Origin of the sequence: Aliamphritea ceti (assembly GCF_024347215.1) — a bacterium.
Taxonomy (GTDB): domain Bacteria; phylum Pseudomonadota; class Gammaproteobacteria; order Pseudomonadales; family Balneatricaceae; genus Amphritea; species Amphritea ceti.
Genome location: NZ_AP025282.1, coordinates 3135789 through 3157613 on the forward strand (window position 1 = coordinate 3135789; position 21825 = coordinate 3157613).

A 21825-nucleotide genomic window follows, 5' to 3' on the forward strand; every position below is an offset into this window, starting at 1 on the left:
CATTGACGTACAGCCCAAAGGTTGCAAACACCCAGCAACTGCAGATACAGCATGCCGGGTATAAACAACGATAATCAACCGGGGTCTCCGGTCGAAATCTAAAACCATAAAGCCCCTGCACTTACTACAGGGGCTTTTTAATTACTTACGCTTACGGCGATTAGCCATATGGATTGCGTGACCATCCACAGCCAGTGCTGCTTCGTGCACTGCTTCACTCACTGTCGGGTGAGCAAATACAGTCAGCTGCAGATCTTCTGCAGTTGAAGAGAATTCCATTGCAATTGCAGCCTGAGCAATCAGCTCAGACGCGATACCACCAACCATATGCACACCCAGGATGCGGTCAGTTTTTGCATCAGCGATCATCTTCACGAAACCGTCAGTATCATTTGCTGCCATGGCACGGCCAGAAGCTGCAAACGGGAATTTACCAACTTTAATCTCAACACCTTCCGCTTTCAGTTCCTGCTCGGTTTTACCGACCCAGGCCAGCTCAGGATGTGTGTAGATGATGCTTGGAATAACATCGTAGTTCATTTGCGCATGGTGACCAGCAATGATATCTGCAACCATGATGCCTTCTTCAGACGCTTTATGCGCCAACATCGGCCCACGCACAGAATCACCAATTGCGTACACGCCAGGCGCTTCTGTACGGCACTGACCATCAACAAAGATGAAGCCACGCTCATCCAGTTTAACGCCGGAATCATCTGCCAGCAGACCATTCGTCTGAGGACGACGACCAACCGCAACAATCAGCTTATCAACGGTAATTTCCTGATCACCATTGGCATCGGAGTATTTAACTTTAACTTCTTTGCCATCGACGATTTCAGTACCGGTACAACGGGCACCCAGCTTGATATCAAGCTTTTGCTTCTTGTACAGCTTGGCGGCTTCTTTAGCGACGTCTTTGTCGGCCATTGCCAGGAAGCTGTCCATGGCTTCAAGTACAACAACTTCAGTACCTAAGCGCGCCCAGACAGAACCCATTTCCAGACCAATAACACCGGCACCAATAACGCCCAGACGCTTAGGCGTCTCATCGATATTCAGCGCACCTTCGTTATCCAGAATCAAACCTTCGGTCAGTGGCGCCGGTGGAATCTCAACCGGTACTGAACCAGAGGCCAGAATAACGTTTTCTGCATCATAAACAGTTGCAGCGCCGTCAGCAGCGGTTACTTCAACGCGCTTATTTGCTAACAGCTTACCTTTACCAGCCAGCAGCGTTACGCCGTTCGCCTTAAACAGACCAGCAATACCGCCAGTCAGGTTTGAAACGATTTTGTCCTTACGGGCAACCATCGCCTTAACATCCATAGTGACTTCGCCACCAACCTGAATGCCGTGAACATCAGCGTGCTGTGCATTATGGAACTGGTGAGTAGATTCCAGCAAAGCCTTTGAAGGGATACAACCAACGTTAAGGCATGTACCGCCTAACAAAGGTGCACCTTTAGTATCGACCCACTTCTCTACACACGCGGTTTTCAGTCCCAATTGTGCGGCTCGAATCGCAGCTACGTAACCACCAGGGCCAGCACCAATCACGATGACATCAAATTTATCTGACATTTTTACCTACCTTTAAAATTTCTGTAAGGGGGCTGAATTTATACGTCTAGCAACATCCGAGCTGGATCTTCTAAGAGATCCTTAATAGTAACCAGGAATTGTACAGCTTCCTTACCATCAATCATACGATGGTCGTATGACAGAGCCAGGTACATCATTGGTAAAATTTCTACCTGACCATTGACCGCCATTGGGCGTTCCTGAATCTTGTGCATACCCAGAATTGCAGTCTGCGGTGGGTTCAGAATTGGCGTAGACATCAGGGAGCCAAATACACCACCGTTAGTGATAGTAAAAGTACCACCCTGCATATCATCGATACCCAGCTTGCCGTCACGACCGCGCAGACCAAAATCGCGAATTGTCGCCTCAACGTTCGCCAGACTCATCGCATCAGTATCACGCAATACTGGCACCATCAGACCACGAGCAGTAGATACTGCCACACCGATATCCTGGTAACCGTGGTAAACCATATCGTTACCATCGATTGAGGCATTTACCGCAGGGAAACGCTTCAGCGCTTCAGTTGCAGCTTTAACAAAGAAAGACATGAAACCAAGACGGGTACCATTGTGCGTCTTCTCGAACAGATCTTTGTACTGCTTACGCAGCTCCATGATCGGCTTCATATTTACTTCGTTATAGGTTGTTAGCATTGCAGCATTTTGCTGTGCTTCAACCAGTCGCTTAGCAATAGTTGCACGCAAGCGTGTCATCGGTACACGTTTCTCAACGCGCTCGCCAACAGGCACTGTACCTGGCGCGGCCGCAGATGCGACTGCAGGCGCAGCGGCAGGAGCCGGCGCAGCAGGCTTGTTCTGAATAAAGTTAGCAACATCTTCCTTAGTGATACCGCCATTCTTGCCGGTACCTGAAATCTGCGCTGCATCAAGACCGTTTTCTTCGATCAGCTTACGCGCAGCCGGGCCAACTTTATCAGCATCCGTAGCCGCAGGAGCTGCCGTAGGTTCAGCAGCGGCAGCAGGAGCTGCTGATGCCGCAGCACCAGCCTCAAAAACACCCAGTACTTCTTCACTCAGTACGGTATCACCTTCACCTTTGAGGATGTCTTTAAGAACGCCATCAGCCGGCGCCACAACTTCCAGCACAACCTTATCGGTTTCAATATCAACAATCAGCTCGTCAGTAGAACAAGCTTCACCAGGCTGTTTGTGCCATGTAGCGACTGTACCGTCGGCTACGGATTCAGGGAACGTCGGCGTTTTGATTTCGATAGACATATTCTTTCCTTTTCAGTGTTACTAACAGGCGTTTTCTGCAGGCCTGTTAGCCATTGATTGCTTCATTAACCAGTTTTTCCTGCTGCTCAAGGTGTACAGAAATGTACCCTACAGCAGGTGCGGCTGCATGTGGCCGGCCGACGCCGCCCAGTTGAATAGAGCTGTTATGACGCGCAAGTGCATGACGCATGTGGTGCTGACTACAGTACCAGGCACCCTGATTCATCGGCTCTTCCTGACACCAGACAACAGACTCAAGATTGGTGTAATCCTTGATAGCCTCATACATCTGATTTTCAGGGAACGGATATAGCTGCTCAATACGTACGATTGCTACATCATCCTTTGCCAGCTCTGCACGACGGTTATACAGGTCGTAATAAACCTTACCGCTACACAACACGAGACGTTTCACTTTAGCCGGGTCCAGCTGATCAGTTTCACTGATTACTGTCTGGAAAGTGCCGCTGGCAAGTTCCTCAATACTGGAAACAGCCTGCTTATGACGTAACAAACTCTTCGGCGACATAACCACCAGAGGCTTACGCAACGGACGTACTATCTGACGGCGCAATAAATGATAGATTTGCGCTGGAGTAGTAGGTACACATACCTGAATATTGTGTTCAGCACACAACTGCAGGTAGCGCTCAAGCCGGGCTGAAGAGTGCTCAGGACCCTGACCTTCAAAGCCATGCGGCAACAACATAGTCAGGCCACACAAACGCGCCCACTTATGCTCACCACTGGTGATAAACTGATCGATAACTACCTGAGCACCGTTCGCGAAATCACCGAACTGCGCTTCCCAGATAACCAAAGCGTTAGGCATTGTTGTGGCATAGCCATATTCAAATGCCAGTACCGCTTCTTCTGATAAGAAAGAATCATGCAAAGTCAGCCGGGGCTGATCAGGTGCAATATTCTGTAACGGCTCATAAACAGCCGCATCTTTTTGATTGTGTAATACCGCATGACGGTGCGAGAAAGTACCACGGCCAACATCCTGACCAGTCAGGCGAATCGCATGCCCTTCCGCCAGAACTGAAGCATATGCAAGCATTTCTGCACAACCCCAGTTAACAGCCATTGCACCAGCTGCCATTTTTTTGCGGTCGTCATAAATTTTCTGCACCTGACGCTGAACAGCAAAGCCCTCTGGCACTTCACAGATCTTCTGACCTAATGCCTGTAGTGTTTTGATGTCAACACTGGTGTCACAATCAAATGACCATTTGTGACCCAGATAAGGCGTCCAGTCTACAAACAATTCTTTATTTGGTTCCAGTACCAGAGAATGGGTAACGTGCTTGCCGTCTTCCAGGTTCTTCCGGTAATCCTTCTCCATTTGCTTGCTCTGCTCCTGCGTAATGACGCCCTCGTCAATTAGCTGCTGAGCATAAAGTTCACGGGTAGTTTTCTGTGCTTTGATCTTTTGATACATCAGCGGCTGAGTACCAGAAGGCTCATCTGCTTCGTTGTGACCACGACGGCGGTAACACACCAGATCAATAACTACATCTTTCTTAAATTCGGTACGGTAATCCACAGCCAGCTGGGTTACAAAACGCACCGCTTCAGGGTCATCACCGTTCACATGGAAAATAGGCGCCTGTACCATCTTAGCGATATCAGTACAGTATTCTGTAGAACGCGAATCTTCCTGCTTATCTGTTGTAAAACCAACCTGGTTGTTAACAACAATATGAATGGTGCCACCGGTCTTATAAGCACGGGTCTGGGACATCTGGAATGTCTCCATAACCACACCCTGACCTGCAAATGCCTGATCGCCATGAATATTAACCGGTACAACGGTGTTACCCACAGGGTCATTACGACGATCCTGACGAGCCCGCACTGAACCTTCAACCACTGGCGCTGCAATTTCCAAATGGGATGGGTTAAACGCCATCGCCATATGCATTTCGCCACCATCTGTCATGATGTTTGATGAGAAGCCCTGGTGATACTTTACATCACCGGAAGTTTCCAGCGTTTGAACGCCTTCAAATTCACCGAATAGCTCAGCAGGATTCTTACCAAAAATGTTTACCAAAGTATTCAGACGGCCACGGTGAGCCATACCAATTACCAGCTCACGGGCACCGTGCTTACCGGCACGGTGAATCAGCGTATTCAGGCAGACAATCATTGATTCGCCGCCTTCCAGGCCGAATCGTTTGGCACCGGCAAAACGGGAGCCCAGGTATTTTTCAAGACCTTCAGCTGCCGTTAGACGCTCCAGAACCATCACTTTCTTTTCTGGCTCTACAGTAGGATGGGCGCGTACAGGCTCTAAACGAGACTGAATCCAACGCTTCTCCTTGGTATCAACGATGTGCATATACTCTGCACCCACCGTTGTACAATAAGTCTTTTTCAGGTCATCCAGAATAGACTTCAGCGTTGCTTCTTCAGCACCGAAAAACAGGGAACCTAACTGGAAAGTCGTATCATAATCTGCCTCAGACAGCTCATGAAAACGAGGATCTAAATCAGGTATAGGCTCACGTACGACCAGATTTAACGGATCGATTGTGGCAGCCTGATGCCCCCGCACACGATAAGCGTTGATCATCCGCAATACGCGAATCTGCTTTTTCTCGTGATCAGAGCTGACGCTTGAAGCAGAGACAGGGGCTGCCCGACGCTGGTTCTTAGCAATAAACTGGAAGTGTTCACGCACCGCTGTGTGCGGTACATCCTGTGTAATGTTGTCGCCGACTTTAGGTAGCCGGTCAAATTCTTCACGCCATTCCTGAGGAATTGCGTTGGGGTCCATCAGATAGGTTTCATACAGCTGCTCGATGTAGGATAAGTTGCCACCGTAAAGATGCGCATTCTTCCACATCAGCTCCATTATGCCTTCTTGCATTATTGATCACCCTGGCTCAAAGGAATATCAACGTTCAGGTTGCACCACGTCCCGACTGATACGGCCAATCTAGCCATTTCCTTTATGGTTATCGTTTATTATTTCTCACGTATATAGCCCCGAAGTGGTAGCACTTATACAGGGACAGATTCTACGCTTTTTGCACCCGCCTTCATACATGCAAGGCACTAAGAATCTTAAAGTTTTCTATTTTTGGATCATATACAACTTTTTTTTACTTACAAAAATACGACACCCACCCTGCTCATCCGATTCAAAAGCGTCTTCTAACTGATTTGGTGTATAAATTTCAACCATTCAGACCGAAGTACCTTTGTACCATCCTCACGCAACTCTGAACATTCCCCAAAGGATGCATGAATGCAATTCAATCAAGATTAAATAGCTGAGTTAAATTTAAGCAATAAAAAAGGCGGTTCCTTTCGGGACCGCCCTGGTAACAATCAGGTTGCCTGTTGCAACAACATGTTACGAATCTTACCAATTGCCTTCGTCGGGTTAAGACCCTTAGGACAAACACTGACACAGTTCATGATACCGTGACAGCGGAAAACACTGAACGGATCATCAAGATCAGCCAGACGCTCCTTAGTAGCCGTATCACGACTATCCGCCAGGAAGCGGTATGCCTGCAGCAAACCGGAAGGACCGATAAACTTATCAGGGTTCCACCAGAATGACGGACATGCAGTCGAACAACATGCACACAGGATACATTCATAAAGACCATCCAGCTCTGCACGTTCTTCAGGAGACTGAAGACGCTCAATTGCCGGCGGCGGCGTATCATTCAACAGGAATGGCTTGATCTTTTCGTACTGCTGATAGAACTGAGTCATATCAACAACAACATCACGAATAACTGGCAGACCTGGCAGCGGACGCAGAACAATTTTATCGTTCTCAACCACTTCAGACAGCGGCGTAATACACGCCAAACCGTTCTTGCCGTTCATATTCATGCCATCAGAACCACACACACCTTCACGGCATGAACGACGGTACGCCAGAGACGGATCTTTATCTTTCAGCAGTTGCAGCAGATCCAGAACCATAATGTCCTTACCACCAGGAATGTCGATATGAACATCCTGCATGTAAGGCGCATCATCAACCTCAGGATTATAGCGATATACACTTACTAGCATCGTGGCAACCCCTTAATACGTTCGAACTTTTGGCGGGAAGGCATCAACTGTCTTCGGCGCAAAGTTAACAGCACGCTTGGTAATCTGTTTAGTTTCCGGATGGTACAGAGAGTGGCACAGCCAATTCTCATCATCACGCTCGGTGAAATCGTTACGGGCATGCGCACCACGACTTTCCTTACGGGTAACAGCTGCGATAGCCGTTGCCTCAGCAACTTCCATTAGATTCTCAAGTTCCAGCGCTTCAATACGTGCAGTGTTAAATGCGGAACTCTTATCTTCAAGGTGAAGATTTGAGATTTTCGCACGCACTTCTTTAAGCAGCTCCAGACCTTTTTCCATACTCTCGCCTTCACGGAATACACCGAAGTACAATTGCATAGTCTTTTGCAGCTCAGCACGAACTTCAGAAACACTCTCACCACCGGTTGAGTTATTCAAACGATTCAGACGCGCCATTGCACGCTCCAGGTCAGCATCACTTGCAGACGCAACTTCGTAACCTTCACGCATTTGCTTCTCAATCTGGATGCCCGCAGCGCGGCCAAACACCACCAGATCAAGTAATGAGTTACCGCCCAGACGGTTAGCACCGTGTACGGATACACAGGCAACTTCACCACAAGCAAACAAACCATCAATGACCACATCATTGCCATCTGCATCAGCACCGATAGCCTGACCACCGATGTTAGTTGTTACACCACCCATCATATAATGACAGGTAGGAACAACAGGAATTGGCTCTTTGATTGGATCAGCGTGAGCAAATGTACGTGACAGCTCAAGGATACCCGGCAACTTAGCATTCAGAGTATCAGCACCAAGATGATCCAGCTTCAGGAATACATGGTCGGCATCTTCACCACAACCACGTCCCGCCAGAATCTCCAGCACCATCGAGCGGGCCACAACATCACGGCCTGCCAGATCTTTAGCGTTAGGCGCATAACGCTCCATGAAACGCTCGCCATCCTTATTCACCAGATAGCCGCCCTCACCGCGGCAACCTTCTGTCACCAACACACCCGCACCGGCAATACCGGTTGGGTGGAACTGCCACATTTCCATATCCTGCGCAGGCACGCCTGCTCGCAGACTCATACCCATACCGTCACCGGTATTAATCAGGGCATTAGTTGTAGACTGGAAAATCCGACCAGCACCACCGGTCGCAAGAACAGTCGCCTTAGCCTTGATATACACGGTTTCACCGGTTTCGATACAAATTGCGATAACACCAACAACCGCATCATCCGCATTCTTAACCAGATCGACTGCAAACCATTCATTAAGAAAAGTAGTACCGGCTTTAATATTGCCCTGGTACAAAGCATGCAGTAACGCGTGACCGGTACGGTCAGCTGCCGCACAGGTACGGGCTGCCTGCCCGCCTTCACCAAAGTTTTTAGACTGACCACCAAAAGGACGCTGATAAATACGACCTTCTTCAGTACGGGAGAATGGCAGACCCATATGGTCAAGCTCAAATACCGCCTGCGGGCCAACAGAACACATATATTCGATAGCGTCCTGGTCACCGATATAATCGGAACCTTTAACGGTATCGTACATGTGCCAGCGCCAATCATCGTTCGGATCATCACTGGCAATCGCACAGGTAATACCACCCTGAGCAGATACCGTGTGCGAACGGGTTGGGAATACTTTTGTGATACACGCAGTATTCAGGCCCGACTGGGCCAGTTGTAGCGCGGCACGCATACCAGCACCGCCACCACCAATTACAATCCCGTCAAATGTCAGGGTACGTAACTTGCTGCTCATCTTATGCTCCCCACAGGATTTGAACACCCCAAACGACGTAGATAAAGGTCAGCAGACCACACGCAGATTGGAACAGAAAACGGATGCCAGTTGGCTTGATATAATCAGTAGAGATTGACCACATACCTATCCAGGCGTGTGCCGCCAGAGACAGGATAGTCAGCAGCGTAAAGATACGCATTGCTGTGCCCTCAAACAGGCCACTCCACTGGTTGTAATCCAGATCCGGATTCATTAACAGATAGCCGATCATAAAGATCGTATAAGCAAGCAGTACGACAGCTGTTACACGCTGGATCATCCAGTCATATAAACCGCTGCGACCAAAACTTGTAATTGAAGTTACCATATCCATACTCCTGCCAGCAGAATTGCGATAGCCGCAATAATCAAAGTCGCTTTAGCGGCTTTCTGTCCAGACTCCAACTCTTCACAGTGACCAAAATCCATAATCAGATGTTTGATACCGGCAAAGAAGTGATACAGCAATGCTGAAACCAATCCCCAGGCAATAAACTTCGCAAAGAAGCTCTCTGTCAGCATCTGCGCGGCAGCATTAAAACCCTGCTCAGACTCAAGAGACATCCCTAACGCATACAGCATAAAAAAGGCACCAAAGAATAGTGCCAGACCTGTTGCACGATGCAGAATGGATGTAATCGCCGGTAAAGGCTGTTTGATAGTTCGTAGATCTAAGTTTACGGGTCTTTTCTTGTTCACGGCTCTTGTTCACACTTTATTGGTTAGCCCGATCGCAGGGCTAAGTTATAAAAGGGTAGTGTTCAAAGACAAAGTAAGTACCTCGGTCCAACGCCTACAACCCTTTAAATACGGGCCTATAAGCTGGTGCGAGAGTATACCAGCTCGCACTAATATTACAATTAAGCAACGGCCCTCTAAGCCCTTTGTCTAGGTTGTTACAGCCAAGTTACAAGGCCAAAAAACCATCAAAAAAGGGACCAAAAGCGCCCAATAAGTTTTCCTCCATGCGACAAACAATGTCGCATACACCACCTTAAAACCCGCGCCATTTGTGGGCTCAGGGAAATTTGATCAGCCTGCATAATAGTGTCAACATTCCACCTTCACCACTCGGGATGAGTAGTAAGAATTTTTTTAAAAAAAACCAACATTCCACATCACCGATACCACCAGACAGTGAATCATACAAAAGTCGCTATCTGCGGTATAAACTTCTAAAAAACCTCTTTACAAAAAACCATTAACCCAATGAAAAACAAGCAATTTACTTGACTAAAGCACAACCCACCACATCATGCTGCACCGCAACACAGAAATCCGAATATAAATTGACAATTTCGTGTAAGTCTCTATATTGTCTGGGTCCTATTACGAGCAGAGACTCAGACGAAACCCTGAAAAAAGCTTGGCAACCGCCATCGATTGTTATCAATCTGGCCGTTGGACCAAGAGCGGTTTCCCTAACGTGACTAGTATTACAAGAGCCTCTGAGAAACCCGACCGTCTCCTTATATACAGGCAGCACAGGTCCCGAGGTACCCTCAAAGGCTCTTGAGTCATTCAGATAACCAGAAATGATAGGAGCCTCTAATGGCTGACAAGAAAGCACGCTTAACGGTCGATGGTCTCGAGGAAGTCATCGAACTTCCGGTTTATACCGGCACCACAGGTCCTGATGTGGTTGACGTACGCGCTCTGACTAGCAAAGGCCTGTTCACTTATGACCCTGGCTTCGTATCTACGGCAGCCTGCGAGTCTAGCATCACTTATATTGATGGCACTAAAGGCGTACTGCTGCACGGCGGCTACCCTATTGAACAATTGGCAGAAAATTCCGATTACCTGGAAGTATGTTTCTTACTTTTAAATGGCGAACTTCCAACGCCGGAACAAAAAGAAGTATTCGTTAAGACTGTTAAGAACCACACAATGGTTCACGAACAGATGACGCACTTCTTTAACGGCTTCCGCCGTGACGCACACCCGATGGCTATCATGGTCGCGGTTGTTGGCGCACTGTCCGCGTTTTACCACGACTCTCTGGACATCGATGACGCTCACCACCGCGAAGTGTGTGCATTCCGTCTGATCGCTAAGATGCCAACCATTGCAGCTATGTGTTACAAGTACAGCATTGGCCAGCCATTCCAGTATCCACGCAATGAGCTTGATTACGCTGACAACTTCCTGCAGATGATGTTCGGTAACCCATGCCAGGACTATGTAACTAATCCTGTACTGGCTAAAGCCATGGACCGCATCTTCCTGCTGCATGCAGACCACGAGCAGAACGCTTCAACATCTACTGTACGTCTGGCTGGTTCTTCCGGCGCTAACCCGTTTGCATGTATCGCATCTGGCATTGCGGCTCTATGGGGCCCTGCACACGGCGGCGCAAACGAAGCAGTACTGACTATGCTTCAGGAAATTGGCGATGAATCAAATATCGACGAATTCATCAAGCGCGCTAAAGACCCGGAAGACTCATTCCGCCTGATGGGCTTTGGTCACCGTGTTTACCGTAACTTTGACCCACGCGCCAAAGTAATGAAGCAAACCTGTGACGAAGTACTGGCTGAACTGGGTATCGAAAACGATCCTCTGCTGAAGATTGCTAAGCGCCTGGAACAAATCGCCCTGGAAGATGACTACTTCATCCAGCGTAAACTGTATCCAAACGTAGACTTCTATTCAGGCATCATCCTGAAAGCAATCGGTATCCCAACCAACATGTTCACTGTGATTTTCGCCCTGTCACGGACAATTGGCTGGATCTCTCACTGGAGTGAATTCCACAGCAGCCCGAACAAAATCGGCCGCCCACGCCAGCTGTATACTGGTCCAACCAAGCGTGATTACGAGAAAAAGTAATCCTACCGGTTAGATTACACAAAAAAGGCCATCAGATGATGGCCTTTTTTTATAACTAGCTTTTACTCAGGAGACTCGCATTAGCGCTGCTTCAAACCGCTATACCTTACTCAGGTTTAACAAACTCAAAACAGCTGTGTATTTTTGCGTTGCGCTTAAAATCAAGATCGATAGTTGAGCGGGTAATATCTTTGACCTGATAACGTTGCTGCAAAGCCTCATCAAGCTTAAAGCGACGATAGTTATTAGAGAAAATCAGCTTGCCACCAGGACGCAACAACTGCATCGCCTGATCAACCAGCATCACATGATCACGCTGCACATCCAATACATCATGCATACGCTTAGAATTAGAAAATGTTGGCGGATCCATGAAGATCAGATCAAAATGCTGACCTTTCTGCGCCTTCAGCCACTTAATACAATCTTCCTGTAAAAAGTGATGACGGGTTTCTGCAAAGCCATTCAACGCAAAGTTCTTGCGCGCCCAGTTAAGGTATGTCGCCGACATATCGACACTGGTCGTTGAACGCGCACCACCTTTCGCAGCATGCAACGAAGCGGTTGCTGTATAACTGAACAGATTTAATACATCTTTGCCTGCCGACTGCTGCTGTATCTGCAATCGCACCGGACGGTGATCCAGGAACAAGCCCGTATCAAGATAATCTTGCAAATTCACCAGAATCCGACAACCACCTTCCTGAACTTCAAAGAAGTTATCCGTCGCATTCTGTTTTTCGTACTGACTGGTACCCTGCTGACGCTTACGTTGCTTAAGTACAACTTTCTCTGCTGGCATTTCGAGCAAGCCAGGTAACACCTGCATCACCTCATGTACCCGCTCAAACGCCTTCACAGTATCAACACTTTTCGGCGCAGCATATTCCTGCACATGCAGCCAGTCGCCGTAACGGTCAACCGCAACAGCATATTCAGGCAAATCAGCATCATATATCCGGTAACAGGCAATATCTTGCTTACGCGCCCACTTACCCAGCTGTTTTAAATTCTTCTTTACCCTGTTAGCAAACATAACAGCGCCATCGGACAACACAACAGGTTCGGCGTCAGCATTCAATTTTTCCTGAACCAACTGCTGCTTTTCTTCAGCTTCAGCAATTTCTTCTGCGGTTCGCTCACGAATATCAAACATCAGCAACTGACTTTCAAGCGCACCGTTATAAAGCTTGTAACGCTTATCTACCGCCAGCTTCATCATCTTGCAAAGCTCTGGATTACCGGTAAATACCGCAGCACGCCAACCCGCAAAATCAGCCTTAAGCCGCTCTCCCAAATGCTGGTACAGGAAGAACAATGTCGGCTCATCACCTAAACGCTCACCATACGGAGGGTTCGTCAGTAATAATCCCTGTTCCATTTTTGCCGGGCACGACAGCTTTGCCAACTCACGGCGCTCAAAATGCATCACATGATCAACACCTGCACGGCTGGCATTTTCCTGCGCGGTGGCCAGAACTTTGGCATCTGAATCAAAACCTGCCAACTTAATATCGAGTGACGCTAAACCCGCTTCACGACGCGTCTGGGCTTCTTCAAGCAGTTCACGCCATACTGAAGCCTTATGTTGTGGCCAGCGGGTAAATCCATACTCACGACGCTGCAAGCCCGGCGCAATATCTGCAGCCATCATTGCTGCTTCTATCAATAAAGTACCGGAGCCACACATCGGATCAATCAGGCCCTGACCCTGAGAATAAAAATCCTGCCACTGACACCGATACAACAAAGCAGCCGCCAGGTTCTCTTTCATCGGCGCCTTACCCGCCTGTAAGCGATAACCACGCCGATGCAGACTGTCGCCAGATAAATCCAGACACACTCGCAACTTGCCACGATTCAACCGCACATTAACCCGTAAGTCCGGACGTATACGGTCAACAGATGGACGATTCCCAGTCTGCTCACGAATCTGATCGACGATTGCGTCTTTAACTTTTTGTGCGCCAAAACGACTGTGATTAATGGCCTGAGACTGACCAGAAAAATCTACAGTCAAAGTACCGCTGGCACGAAGATGATCCAGCCAACCCACGGCACTTACCGCCTGATAGAGGTCATCAGCGGTCTCAACAGCATCTGCATCATGCAATACCAGCAAAACCCGGTTAGCAACCCGCGACCATAAACACACCCGATACGCTTCAACCAGTTCACCGGCAAAACTCACACCCGCTAAGGTCTGACGACAATCAGAAACGCCGAGCGATTCCAGCTCAGTAAATAAAACAGGCTCCAGGCCTTTGGGACAGGTAGCAAAAAAGTTCATATCAGACAGGTATTCAAATAGATGGATGCGGGACACAGAAGGTCAGGAAGCGCATGGTAACGCGCCTACAGGTATAACACCAGCCAATTAGCACCCCCAGACCCACTACTCAGACCACCACTTAATGCAAAGCCACTAGCCTAGAATTCTGCAAAATACAAAGTAGAAAAACACAAATGCACTCAAAAATTGCGCCAAATCAGATGAAAATATTTCAAACATTTATTTGAAAAACATCTATTAGAAATAACTATTTGAAAAAGCAGCTTTATTCACCGCTGAAGATTACAAATTTATTAAAACCTTATCGTTAATATGCTTTTTTAATTACACAGTGAAGCTGAATTGAGTATAAATGGGGAAGTGCGAAGTTCAGGCGCAAGAGTATTCTCACCCTGATACACAGAGAAATGGATAGCTATTGTTGCTGGCAGATTACTAAAGAATCACCAGGCCCATACCGGACTCCAGAAGACGGCTATCCTGCCTTCAATGTTAAACCCTAAAGAGAGGTTGTCTTATGAAAAGACAGAAGCGAGATCGTTCCTCCGTACTTTTTAACCGTGGTTTTCAAGCAGGTCTTATAGGCAAATCCAGAGACGAATGCCCCGTCAATAACATCAACGATTTACGCAGTCACTGGATGAGTGGCTGGAGAGAAGGCCGTGAAGCGCACTGGAATGGCCAGTCAGGGGTATCAGCCATCAACATTAATCCGTCTCTTCATTAACATCAAAAAACGAACTCTGAACGCCACAGCGCTTCAGGTTCGAATTAAACACTCACTTTTCTTTACACCATAAAAAAGGGCCTGAAACTTTCGTTTCAGGCCCTTTTTTAAAATACATCCTACTAATTAACTATCGCCCAGCTCAGCAATCGCTTTTACTGAATCACGAATCAACGACGGTCCCTGATAAATAAAACCACTGTAAATCTGAACCAGACTGGCACCGGCTTCAATTTTTTCCCGGGCATCAAAGCCATCGGTAATCCCGCCTACTCCGATAATAGGTAATGCACCATCAAGCTCACGCGCAAGAATACGCACCGCTCTGGTCGAGCCACTCCGCACCGGCGCACCACTTAATCCACCAGCTTCATCACCATACTGAAGCCCTTCAACACCCTCACGTGATAAGGTCGTGTTAGTTGCTATCACACCATCAAGCTCATACTGCTTCAGAGAAGCTGCAACTAAACCAAACTCTTCTTCATTCATATCTGGCGCAATCTTAACTGCTACTGGCACATACTTTCCAAATACCTGCGCCAGCTTTGCCTGCTCTTCCTTCAGATTCTCCAGTAATTCATTTAATGAATCACCAAACTGCAAGTTACGCAGCCCCGGCGTATTAGGAGAAGACACGTTAACGGTAATATAAGTAGCTTCGCTGTACACCTTGCGCATACACAACAGATAATCGTCCAGCGCATTTTCAACAGGTGTATCAATATTCTTACCAATATTAATACCCAGCACACCGCGAAAACGACTCTTCGCCACATTTTCCAGCAACGCATCAACACCCAGATTGTTAAACCCCATCCGGTTGATAATTGCATGCTGCTGAGGCAAACGGAAAATGCGTGGCTTCGGATTACCCGGCTGAGGTCGCGGCGTTACTGTACCAACCTCTACAAAACCAAAACCCAGCGCGGACATAGCATCAATCGCCACTGCATTTTTATCCAAACCCGCTGCCAGTCCTACAGGATTCGGAAAATCGATGCCCATAACATTTACCGGCAACTCTGGCTGCTTACATGCCAGCAACTTATCCAGACCACTGCTACCCATAAGCTGCATGCTTTTCAGGGTCAGGTCATGGGAAACTTCAGGATCAAGCTGGAACAACGCAGAACGAGCGAGTTGATATAACATTGGCGGCCACATATCGGTTTAAATTCAGGCGCATTATAAGCAATCAGTGATACAGAGTAAAAAGACATCAGCCCCTATAAGCGTCGGATATCACTAAATTTCCCCTGATCATCAAAACGAATCGCAAAACTGCCATGAACACCATTATGTAATAAAAATGAGCGGAGAATATCTGCGGGGAATCTTATCCTCCTGCCATCCCGGCTATAAGCCACTACATTCTTTGCAGTGCCCCTATAATGTTGCAAATACTCTTCATTACTAAGACTGATATCGACTATGATCTGTTGCATAATCCGGCTAAACATCCTGCTAAAAATCTGTTAATTCGTACTCTTATCTTTTGCCAGATATTCTATATGAGTCAATGAGCCCGGCGCTACATAAAATCCGACAAATCCGCCCGCAAGCACTTACCTGATATAACCCGAACACCCCGCTGCACAGCGCATCAAGACAATTTATCTTCATCGCTGGGATTTACTGAAAACCCCGTTATAATCCTAAACCTAAACGCACGCGGCCAAATCCTTTCACACCCCGTGCAACTACTATCAGCCGTTTCAGGACTTCACCTGCCAGCATGCACTGTTTACTTAACTTTATCGCCATTCTGACAGGCGCCTTCAGCCTGTTATTTTCCAGCCTGCTGCACGCCCAAATCAGCGTATATCTCGATCGCTACGCAATCAACTCTAACGAAACTGTCCTGCTCACCGTAGAAGTTGATCAACGTAGCGCACGCCGCCCGGACTTTTCACCACTGAATAAAGATTTCCATTTTCTTGGCAGCAAGCAAATGAGCGTCTCCAGCCATACCAACGGCAATAATAGCTACAGCAGTCGCTGGCAGATTTTATTACGCCCAAGAATCAGCGGCGAATTACAAATCCCCGGCTTACTGATCAATCAGGAAATCAGCCCGACAATATCCCTTACTGTTCTGCCTTCTCAAACCCGGCCAACGATTGCACGACAGGACGAATTTATTGAGCATAACGTTGATAACAACGAACTTTACGTTAACAGTCAGCTTCTCTATAGCATTAAACTATTTCATCAGGAATCCTTAGGCCAGCTGGCGCATCTGCAACAGCCCGCAATTGATAACGCCGAAGTCAAACCGCTGGGTGAGTCCCGTCAGTACACAACGCAATTTCAGGGTGAAACCTACCAGGTACTTGAGCACAATTATGCAATTTTCCCGTTACAGCCAGGTCAGTTGGTCATCCCCCCAGCAAGCTTTCGTAACGGACCCGGAGCAACAGAAGTCACCAGCCCGCCTCTCAACATTGCAGTACTTAATCAGGCTCCGCAGGACCCACCAGGATTCTGGTTACCGGGCAGTAAAGTCAGCATTACTGAAAACTGGCAGATGCCAGAACCACTGGTACCCGGCGCAGCAATCAAGCGTACAATCACATTAACTGCCGAAGGCGTGCCAGCCAGCAACCTACCGTCACTTATGCCACTGCGCAATGAACTGGCCAGAATTGCTATTGATGAAGTAATACTCAACGAGGAAGTAACCAGTGCAGGCCTGATCAGCAGCCGTACTGAAGTAATTACCATCATTCCTACTGAACGCGGCGAAGTTACCCTGCCACAAATTGTCATCTCCTGGTGGAATACCGAACGCGACCGAAATGAGCGCGCAACATTACCCAGCGCGACTTTACGTGTTATACCCGGCTCTGCGCCGATCAGCATCGGCGAGGCTACTGCTCCTACCGAAAGCAGAACCACCGAAAGCCTTATCACGCAGACCGAGAGCTTAACTTCAACATCAGAAGCACCGGTAACCGTTAGCATGTCCGCAACGGACAACATAACCATTAATGCTGTAATGGACTCTCCCACTGCTGCTGTACCAGTAATACAACAGTCAGCCACCTCAGCTCCACAGGACAACTCTCTGCCTTTCATTGTCTGGTTACTGGCAGGGGTGAGCATACTTTGTGCGCTGGGCTGGCTATATACATTCGCCCGGTTGCGCAAAATTAAACAAGACCCTTTTGCACCATCAATGCCACTGGCACAAACAAATAATGCAGACTCAGCAACCATTGAAGATGAGCTCGACGCCACAGATTTAATGGCAATTCAAATTGCTGAAGAAGAAGCCTTTAGCGCAACCATCCAGGCGTGCAATCAGGGCATGGCACTGGAAGCCCGTCTTATGATGTTAGAATGGGCCAGATATTTATGGCCGGAACAGGATATCCAGAACAGCATGGATATGATCAATGCCAGCGGCAGTAAAACACTTGAGCTGCTACTGATAGATCTTGAGAACCATATCAGTGAACATGACGCTGAAGACTGGGCCGGAGATTTACTCGCCAAGGCATTACAAAAAGTACGCGACCGTCAGTCTGCGCAGCTACACGCCCTCTGATTACCAGTCTGCCAGTACCGCTTCCAAAGCTGTCGGCAGCTCAGGATAGCTAAACTTATACCCCGCAGCCTCCAGACGTTGCGGATATACCCTTTGCCCCTGCAGTAACAATACAGCCCCTTCACCAAGCAACAGACGTGGTACTATCGACGGCAGAGGCAGCAGTGCCGGACGATGCAGTGCACGGCCAAGCTCGGCACTGAATTCACAGTTACTGACTGCGCCCGGCGCTGTCAGGTTAAATGCACCGGAACATTCAGCATGTTTGAGCAAATATAAAATCATGCCCAACTCATCCTGAATATGTACCCACGACATAACCTGTACCCCGGAAGCAATTCGCCCACCCAGACCAAATCGAAAAGGCGGCAACATTTTAGCTAGCGCCCCCCCTCTACCTAACACAATCCCCGTGCGCAGTAGACAAACCCTGACGCCGGAAGCTTCAGCACGCAGTGCACTGGCCTCCCAACGCTGACAAAGCTCGTGAGTAAATTCAGCCTGAGGCTCAGCCTCTTCACCCAACTCCTTTTCTGGTGGCTGACTGCCGTAAAAACCAATTGCGGAGCCACTCAGCATCACTGCTGGCTTAGTTTCCAGACGCTCTATCAGGGCAACCAGCGCATCCGTTGTTCCTACCCTGCTACTCAGCAAAATACCTTTACGCTTCTCTGTCCATCGCGCATCAGCTATCCCTTCACCGGCCAGGTTAATAACAGCATCAATAACAGCATTATTCTCCAGTGCATCTAACGCCGTCACACAGCTGACACTGTCTCCATATAAACCTTGCACCTTTGTTTCAGAACGCGCCCAGAGAGTAATGTAATGCCCTTCCGCTAATAGCGCAGGTACCAAATACTGACCTATAAACCCGGTTCCGCCACTGATTAAAATATGCATACTTTTCCCCATTCCATTTCCGGTGACTTGTTCCCACCTGACAACTACCAGCCAGGTTAATCAGTTTATACCTTGAAATCCTGCTTTCAGATCTCAATATAAGATGCCTATATAACAGGTTTACACCATTTGGCAGCTCCCTGCCTACTAACGAGAGACAACTATGTTTACAGGTATCGTACAAGGCATTGCGACTGTCACCCAGCTGGAACGGCACGAAAACTTCATGCGCCTGACGCTTGAACTGCCTGTTGCTCACTGTAACAATCTGCAAACTGGCGCCAGCATTGCGGTTAATGGCACCTGCCTGACGATTACAGGCTTTGAAAACCAGCAAGTCCACTTCGACCTGATCATGGAAACACTAAGAGTAACAAATCTTGGAGAACTGAAGCCGGGCGAAAACGTTAACTTTGAGCGAGCTGCCCGCTTTGGCGATGAAATTGGCGGTCATTTACTGTCCGGGCACATACACAGCCAGATAACGCTGCGCAGCAAAGAAACCCCAACCGATAACTGTATTCTCTGGTTTGATGTAATGCCTGAGTTTATTAAATACATTCTGCCTAAAGGCTTTGTTGCCCTGAATGGCTGCAGCCTGACAGTGGGTGAAGTAAGCGATTCAGGTTTCAATGTTTACCTGATTCCTGAAACGCTAACTGTCACCACATTTGGCGAAATCCAGCCTGGCGACAAAATAAATCTCGAGATAGACAGCCAGACCCAGGCTGTAGTCGACACTATTGAACGCTATATGAAACATAATCAGCCAGCCTGAAGCCGAACAACAGCGTAATACCGACGAAAAAAAACCGCAGCTCAGGCTGCGGTTTTTTTATGAGTAACTGAACCTATACTTGCTCAGCACCATACTGATCATCAATTTTCAGTACTGACAAGGTACGTTTACGTACACGGCGCAGCAATTCATCATCTGCAATCAGGTCTTCACCATACGACTCAACCATTTGCTTCAGTTTAGCCTGCCATTCAGGACTTTTAACCTGCTCAGGGAAACAACGGTTGATAACATCAATCATCGTCATCGTTGCGGTAGACGCTCCCGGAGATGCGCCCAGCAAAGCAGCCAAACGGCCATCAGCAGACGAAATCACCTCAGTGCCGAATTCCAGCTTACCTTTACCTTTGGCATCTTTCTTAATGATCTGTACTCGCTGACCAGCAGAACATAGCTCCCAGTCTTCTTCTTTCGCACCCGGAAAGAAACGGCGCAGAGAATTGACACGATCACTATGCGACTGCATTACTTCACTGATCAGGTAACGGGTCAGATCCATATTCTTAGCGCCAACAGACATCATTGGTTTTAAGTTGCTAAGACGTACGCTTAACGGCATATCCAGCACAGACCCTTGCTTCAGGAACTTAGTAGTAAAGCCCGCAAAAGGCCCAAACAGCAATGCGCGCTTACCATCAATGACACGGCTATCCAGATGCGGCACAGACATTGGTGGCGCACCGATTGGCGCCTGACCGTATACTTTAGCCATGTGCTGCTCTACAACTTCAGGCTTATTACACACCAACCATTGCCCACTTACAGGGAAACCGCCGTAGCCATCACCTTCACTGATACCGGACTTCTGTAATAACGGCAATGCTCCGCCACCTGCACCCAGGAAGACAAACTTAGCCCGAATCTTAATATCTTTGCCCTGCAAAGACTTAAGATCCACACGCCAGTCACCATCGCTACACTGACTCAGGTCTTCAACCGCATGGCCCAGCAGCAAATCAAAATTATCCTGTTTTTCCAGATATTCGACCATGTTGCGTGCCAGTGACCCGAAGTTCACATCAGTACCATAGCGTACCCGCGTCGCCGCAACAGGCTCATCAGATGGACGATCCTGCATAATAAGTGGCATCCATTCACTCAAAACAGCCGGATCTTCGGAATATTCCATGTCAGCAAACTGAGCAGTTTTACTCAGCGCAACATAGCGCTTACGCAGGAAAGCAACATTCTCTTTGCCCCAAACAAGACTCTGATGAGGAACATTACTGATGAATTGCTCAGGAGACGGCAGGCATTCCTGCTCAACCAGGTACGCCCAGAACTGCAGGCTAGCCTCAAATGATGCATTAATGCTAAAGGCTTTATCAGTGCTGACACTGCCATCTTCCTGTAAAGCCGTATAGTTCAGCTCACAATACGCAGCATGACCCGTACCGGCGTTATTCATCGCATCAGTACTTTCATTCGCGACATGATCGAGACGCTCAACCATGGCAATTTTCAGGGAAGGATCGAGTTGCTTAAGCAGCACACCTAACGTGGTGCTCATCGCACCGGCACCCACCAGTAATACATCAACAGATTTCGAGGTCATAAATCTCCGCCATTTAAACCTAGACATTAACGCTGACATCAGCGCTGCACCGCAGCAATACCGGTAAACTGTATCACCGCGACTCATGACAGCGCTGAATAAAGAGCTTCTGCAGTATAGTTGCTGCAGCATCCATCTGGAGGAATGAACCAGCTTTCGTCATTAACGAAGCATAATTACCGCCAGTGATGGTTTTTGTGGCGCTGATTATACTGATTATGACCAAAAAAGCTTGTCGTACAGGATAATAAAATACTATCCCTTAGGCTGATACTGCTACTAAGGTCTATATAACCAGGGCACTCAATAAACAGCCCTTTTGTGAAACACTCACGCTGCACCCGCAAAAGAATTTTGACCTTCATTACGGCCGCATAGACCAACAGCCACTGGCAGGCTGTAGCTTTGGCTGTAGAGCTCATTTTGAATTCAATGAAACCTGGCCAGAAACCAAACAGTGCCCCTCTGTAACTGAACGT

General features: G+C 48.0%; 16 protein-coding genes. 4 read left to right on the forward strand and 12 right to left on the reverse strand.

The features are described 5' to 3' along the window. Window positions 1–141: 141 nt before the first annotated feature. From lpdA to sdhC, 7 genes are all read right to left on the reverse strand, one after another. Window positions 142–1584, reverse strand: coding sequence for a dihydrolipoyl dehydrogenase (gene lpdA / locus OCU49_RS14385; protein WP_261841257.1), 1443 nt, complete (start codon window positions 1582–1584; stop codon window positions 142–144). A 38-nt stretch (window positions 1585–1622) separates the two neighbouring features. Further along, window positions 1623–2828: a 2-oxoglutarate dehydrogenase complex dihydrolipoyllysine-residue succinyltransferase gene (odhB, locus tag OCU49_RS14390; protein WP_261841258.1), complete on the reverse strand. Its 1206-nt coding sequence runs from the start codon at window positions 2826–2828 to the stop codon at window positions 1623–1625. A 46-nt stretch (window positions 2829–2874) separates the two neighbouring features. After that, on the reverse strand, window positions 2875–5706 hold the full coding sequence (locus OCU49_RS14395; RefSeq protein ID WP_261841259.1) for a 2-oxoglutarate dehydrogenase E1 component: 2832 nt from the start codon (window positions 5704–5706) through the stop codon (window positions 2875–2877). 464 nt (window positions 5707–6170) lie between these two features. After that, complete coding sequence (locus OCU49_RS14400) at window positions 6171–6875, reverse strand: succinate dehydrogenase iron-sulfur subunit (RefSeq protein WP_261841260.1); 705 nt, start codon at window positions 6873–6875, stop codon at window positions 6171–6173. Window positions 6876–6887: 12 nt separating this feature from the next. After that, window positions 6888–8663 (reverse strand): succinate dehydrogenase flavoprotein subunit, encoded by a 1776-nt coding sequence (sdhA, locus tag OCU49_RS14405; protein ID WP_261841261.1) that lies wholly within the window; start codon window positions 8661–8663, stop codon window positions 6888–6890. Window position 8664: 1 nt separating this feature from the next. After that, window positions 8665–9012: a succinate dehydrogenase, hydrophobic membrane anchor protein gene (gene sdhD, locus OCU49_RS14410; RefSeq protein WP_205656700.1), complete on the reverse strand. Its 348-nt coding sequence runs from the start codon at window positions 9010–9012 to the stop codon at window positions 8665–8667. Continuing rightward, a complete protein-coding gene (gene sdhC / locus OCU49_RS14415; protein WP_261841262.1) occupies window positions 9006–9383 on the reverse strand; it encodes a succinate dehydrogenase, cytochrome b556 subunit in 378 nt (125 codons plus the stop codon). The genes sdhD and sdhC overlap by 7 nt, the downstream gene beginning before the upstream one ends. 852 nt (window positions 9384–10235) lie before the next feature. Between sdhC and gltA the strand changes: the two genes are divergently transcribed. After that, complete coding sequence (gene gltA, locus OCU49_RS14420; RefSeq protein WP_261841263.1) at window positions 10236–11516, forward strand: citrate synthase; 1281 nt, start codon at window positions 10236–10238, stop codon at window positions 11514–11516. Between the two features lie 106 nt (window positions 11517–11622). Here the strand turns inward: gltA and rlmKL are convergent, their stop codons facing one another. Further along, a complete protein-coding gene (gene rlmKL, locus OCU49_RS14425) occupies window positions 11623–13842 on the reverse strand; it encodes a bifunctional 23S rRNA (guanine(2069)-N(7))-methyltransferase RlmK/23S rRNA (guanine(2445)-N(2))-methyltransferase RlmL (RefSeq protein WP_336605340.1) in 2220 nt (739 codons plus the stop codon). 484 nt (window positions 13843–14326) lie between these two features. On the opposite strand from rlmKL, the gene OCU49_RS14430 reads away from it, so the two are divergent. Then, window positions 14327–14536 (forward strand): BatR family protein, encoded by a 210-nt coding sequence (locus OCU49_RS14430; RefSeq protein WP_261841264.1) that lies wholly within the window; start codon window positions 14327–14329, stop codon window positions 14534–14536. A gap of 126 nt (window positions 14537–14662) precedes the next feature. Here OCU49_RS14430 and OCU49_RS14435 read toward each other — a convergent pair whose 3' ends face one another. Together OCU49_RS14435 and OCU49_RS14440 are read right to left on the reverse strand one after the other, a co-directional pair. Then, window positions 14663–15691 (reverse strand): quinone-dependent dihydroorotate dehydrogenase, encoded by a 1029-nt coding sequence (locus OCU49_RS14435; RefSeq protein WP_261841265.1) that lies wholly within the window; start codon window positions 15689–15691, stop codon window positions 14663–14665. Between the two features lie 74 nt (window positions 15692–15765). Further along, window positions 15766–15999: a DUF2835 domain-containing protein gene (locus tag OCU49_RS14440; protein WP_336605341.1), complete on the reverse strand. Its 234-nt coding sequence runs from the start codon at window positions 15997–15999 to the stop codon at window positions 15766–15768. Between the two features lie 275 nt (window positions 16000–16274). Between OCU49_RS14440 and OCU49_RS14445 the strand changes: the two genes are divergently transcribed. Further along, on the forward strand, window positions 16275–18089 hold the full coding sequence (locus OCU49_RS14445; RefSeq protein ID WP_261841267.1) for a BatD family protein: 1815 nt from the start codon (window positions 16275–16277) through the stop codon (window positions 18087–18089). On the opposite strand, the gene OCU49_RS14450 is transcribed toward OCU49_RS14445, so the two are convergent. Beyond that, a complete protein-coding gene (locus OCU49_RS14450) occupies window positions 18090–18992 on the reverse strand; it encodes a TIGR01777 family oxidoreductase (protein WP_261841268.1) in 903 nt (300 codons plus the stop codon). 163 nt (window positions 18993–19155) lie between these two features. Here OCU49_RS14450 and OCU49_RS14455 point away from each other — a divergent pair, with 163 nt between their 5' ends. After that, complete coding sequence (locus OCU49_RS14455) at window positions 19156–19770, forward strand: riboflavin synthase subunit alpha (protein WP_261841269.1); 615 nt, start codon at window positions 19156–19158, stop codon at window positions 19768–19770. Between the two features lie 73 nt (window positions 19771–19843). Here OCU49_RS14455 and mqo read toward each other — a convergent pair whose 3' ends face one another. Beyond that, window positions 19844–21346: a malate dehydrogenase (quinone) gene (mqo, locus tag OCU49_RS14460; RefSeq protein WP_376787879.1), complete on the reverse strand. Its 1503-nt coding sequence runs from the start codon at window positions 21344–21346 to the stop codon at window positions 19844–19846. Window positions 21347–21825: the final 479 nt, after the last annotated feature.